This is a genomic window from Actinoalloteichus spitiensis RMV-1378, assembly GCF_000239155.1.
In the GTDB taxonomy this organism is placed as follows: Bacteria; Actinomycetota; Actinomycetes; order Mycobacteriales; family Pseudonocardiaceae; genus Actinoalloteichus_B; species Actinoalloteichus_B spitiensis.
This window is the reverse complement of sequence record NZ_AGVX02000630.1, coordinates 1-2150: the sequence shown is the minus strand read 5'-3', so window position 1 is coordinate 2150 and position 2150 is coordinate 1. Positions and strand designations below refer to the sequence as shown.

At 72.8% G+C, this 2150-nt stretch carries 3 protein-coding genes; 1 reads left to right on the top strand and 2 read right to left on the bottom strand.

All coding sequences use genetic code 11. The features are described from left to right. Positions 1-62: 62 nt before the first annotated feature. Together ACTIDRAF_RS30660 and ACTIDRAF_RS0223000 are read right to left on the bottom strand one after the other, a co-directional pair. Positions 63-983 (bottom strand): SDR family oxidoreductase, encoded by a 921-nt coding sequence (locus tag ACTIDRAF_RS30660; RefSeq protein ID WP_016701058.1) that lies wholly within the window; start codon positions 981-983, stop codon positions 63-65. Positions 984-1041: 58 nt separating this feature from the next. Beyond that, positions 1042-1635 carry a TetR/AcrR family transcriptional regulator gene (locus ACTIDRAF_RS0223000; protein ID WP_016701057.1) on the bottom strand — a complete coding sequence of 198 codons (594 nt, stop codon included), beginning with the start codon at positions 1633-1635 and terminating at the stop codon, positions 1042-1044. A gap of 215 nt (positions 1636-1850) precedes the next feature. Between ACTIDRAF_RS0223000 and ACTIDRAF_RS30655 the strand changes: the two genes are divergently transcribed. Beyond that, positions 1851-2150: ATP-binding cassette domain-containing protein (locus tag ACTIDRAF_RS30655; RefSeq protein ID WP_157163227.1), on the top strand; the 300-nt coding region annotated here is incomplete at its 3' end.

The following is a 2150-nucleotide window of genomic DNA, read 5'->3' as shown; positions in this document are numbered from 1 at the left end:
GATCCGGGACGCCCGGCGGCCGCCGGGCGTCCCGGACACCTTCCGCCTGTGCCCGTCCGGGATCAGCGGTAGTCGTCGGCGGTGCGGTCCCGACGACCGCCGAGGGCGACCTCGCGGATGTAGGTGGCCGCGTCGGGCCGTGAGCCGTCCAGGTCCCGCACGCCGTAGGCGGCGGCGAGCGCACCACTGGAGACGCTGCGCCCGCCCCACCGGGAGACCTCGGGGTCGGCGGCGAGTGCCGCGACGGCCCGACCCAGGTAGCGGGGGGTCTCCGAGATGGCGAAGTGCGGGTCCCGGGCGATTCCCTCCCGCCAGTTCTCCTCGGTCACCCCGAAGTGGTCCAACATGCTCTCCGAGCGGAGGAAACCGGGGCTGACGGTGACCGCCGTCCCCCCGAGCGGTGCCAGCTCGTGGTGGAGGGCGGTGCCGAGCCGGCGCATCGCCGACTTGACCAGGAAGTAGGGCACGGCGGTTCCCACGTACTCGTCGTCGTCGCCGTCGGTGACCTCGACGAGCAGGCCGCCCGGCCTCGCACCGAGCAGCGGCAGCAGCGTGTGCGCGGTGACGAGGTGGGTTTCGACCCCGTTGCGGAGCACGCGCAGGGCGTCCTCCAGGCTGGTCTCCCAGAACGGGGTGCCGTGGACGACGAAGGGGTCGCCGCCCCAGACGTCGTCGACGAGGATGTCCAGCCGACCGTCCTGTTCGGAGTGGATGCGCCGGGCCAGTGCGGTGACCTCGGCGACGGAGTTGTGGTCGCAGACGACCGGGATGCCGGTGCCGCCGGCCGCCGTCACCAGCTCGGCGGTCTCCTCGACGGTCTCCGCGCGGTTCAGGGGACTGCGCGTCCGCCCGCTCGTGCGACCGGTCACGTAGACGGTGGCTCCCGCGGCGCCGAGTTCGACGGCGATGCCCCGACCACATCCCCGGGTTCCTCCGGTGACGACGGCGATCCGCCCCTGCAGTGGTGCGCTCTTCTCCGCCACGTTCTCGTTCCCTTCCGTGGTGCGTTTTCCAGGTGGGTGGTGGGTGCTGGCCGGCCGCTCAGCCGGGAGGGCGGCGCCACCCGTCGAGCACCGCGTCCACGTCGACGAGGAGCCGGTGGACCAGCGACCCCTCGGGGCGCATCGACCAGTGCAACGCGGACCCGGTGACGAGGGCCGCCAGTACGGCGCCCGCCGTTTCCGGGGCAGGAGCGCCGGGGAGGGCCCCGGCGTCGACCGCCGCGCCGACCAGGTGGCGCAGTTCGGTGCTGACCCGGCCGTACACCTCGGCCAGGAGCTCGCGGAGTTCCGGGTCCTGGAGGTCCGTGCCCAGCGCGGCCAGGTTGTGGGCGGCGGTACCGGGGTTGTCGAGCTGCCGGTAGGGCGAGGTCGCGGCCGCCCGGATCGCCTCGACCGGGTCGTGGGTGCCCTCAGCGGCCTCGCGCATGGTGGTCGGCACCTCGTCGGCGCTGGCCCGGCTCATCGCGACGAGCAGGCCGTGTTTCGAACCGAACCGCTGGACGAGGGTGCCGGGCACCACCCCGGCGCGGCGGGCGATCTCGGCGAGGGTGAGCCGTCGCGGACCCAGTTCCGCGAGCGTCTCGCTCGCCGCGCGGATCAGCTGTTCGTCGGTGGTGTTCCTCGGCCTGGCCACCCTGTTATTGAACCACGGTTCATTAATTCTGGTGAACGCGCCTCCTCAGGCTCGGGCGCGGGTCCGGGGGTGTCCCTCAGGGGCGGTGCGGGGCAAGTGGGGGTCGACCTCGGGGTGATCACGGATATCCCGGGCCGCCGTTTTCGACAGGCTGACCCGTGAAGCGGCAGCGGACGAGTCGACGCCCGACAGGGGCGGGCGGGAAGTTGGTGACGATGATCGAGGCACGAGGCCTCACCAGGCGGTACGGAAACAAGGTCGCGGTGGACGACCTGTCGTTCTCGGTGCGGCCGGGGCGTGTCACCGGTTTCCTCGGGCCGAACGGCGCGGGGAAGTCCACGACGATGCGGATGATCCTGGGCCTGGACCGGCCCACCAGCGGGACGGTCCGCATCTGCGGGCAGCCCTACCACGAGTTGGACCAGCCGCTCCGCCGCATCGGCGCGCTGTTGGACGCGAAGTGGGTGCACCCGAACCGGTCGGCGCGGGCGCACCTGCGGTGGATGGCCAGGACG